We start from the raw sequence: 790 nt of genomic DNA, 5'->3' as shown, positions 1-790 counted from the left end.
CTATAAGAGTCATTGATCAAAATGAAACAGTATTAGGAACCGCCTTGACGGATCAAAATGGAAATTACGTAATTAGTAATTTACCACCTGGTTCCCAAACTATTATTGTCACTGCTCCCACCTTTTCAAGTCAAGTTAGTGGAGTCACTCTTGGCGCTGGTGGCTTAGAAAATGTAAATCTTGGACTCATTGAAAATCCAGGAATTATAACAGGCCAAATTACTAACGGACAAACGGGAGATCCTATAGTAGGTTCGATTGTTCTCCTTCGTACTAGTGGAGGGATTGGCTTAATTGTCGGGTTTGATATTACAGATGAAAATGGTACCTATTTTATTACCGGTGTAGCTCCAGGAATATATACCGTATTGGCAACTGCAAATGGGTTTGGTATTTCAAACGTTGGAGCAATTGTCCAAAGCGATATCACAACTAATGCTGATGTTGCCCTGGTACCAAATGTGGGGGCAATCACAGGTGTCATTACAGACTTACAGGGTAGTCCTATTTTGGGAACAGACACGCAAATTGAGGTATTTGATCAGGGAGGGACTTTATTAAAGACATTACTTGCCCAGTCGGATGGGACATTTGCAGTACTGGATTTACCTCCAGGCAGCTATAACTTATTAGTGACAGCCCCTAATTTTGTAGCTCAAACGACTAGTATAGTGATTGTTTCTGATCAAACAAATGAGTTGAATATTTTACTAACGCCTAACCCAGCATCCATTACGGGGCAAGTTCTTAATGTTGCAACAGGTTTGCCAATTAACGGTGCGATTTTAAC

General features: G+C 40.5%; 1 protein-coding gene. It reads left to right on the top strand.

The window, feature by feature from the left end; genetic code table 11:
• Positions 1 to 790: MSCRAMM family protein (locus AC1DWA_RS32940; RefSeq protein ID WP_477917616.1), on the top strand; the 790-nt coding region annotated here is incomplete at both ends.

The sequence above is a fragment of the Rhodococcus sp. P4_F3_2 genome (assembly GCF_056401335.1).
Note: the sequence above shows the minus strand (reverse complement) of the source record. Positions and strands in the feature narration are given on the sequence as shown.